We start from the raw sequence: 384 nt of genomic DNA on the forward strand, positions 1-384 counted from the left end.
GGACAATATAGTTCAGCTGTGCCATGTCCTTGAAGAAAACTACCACCATAAAAGTAAATCACTACAGGTAAATGATTTTGATTGGATGATGGTTTCCAAATATTTAAAAACAGGCAATAATCATTTTGTTTAAAAGAATTAAACGATGAATCTGTCATCGAAAAAAAGTCTTCAAGTGAATTGTAGGGTTGTGGTGGGATGGATTGAATATGAGTTGCATCAATCATTGGTTTGCTTAGTTCCATAAGCTTTGAATGTTGGAATCGAGATATCTTATTGAACGATTTGGCATACGGGATACCTAAGAATACATCAATATTCTTTTTGTGTATGCCATTGATGGTACAGTTACCTATCTTGACTTGAACCATGTTAGAACACACC

General features: G+C 34.4%; 1 protein-coding gene. It reads right to left on the minus strand.

Going from position 1 to position 384, the window contains the following annotated elements:
* On the minus strand, positions 1 to 371 hold a 371-nt coding region (locus tag AC1DG9_RS27830), incomplete at its 3' end, for a carboxylesterase family protein (protein WP_477635807.1).
* Positions 372 to 384: the final 13 nt, after the last annotated feature.

Source organism: Pedobacter sp. 05L430 (assembly GCF_056397585.1).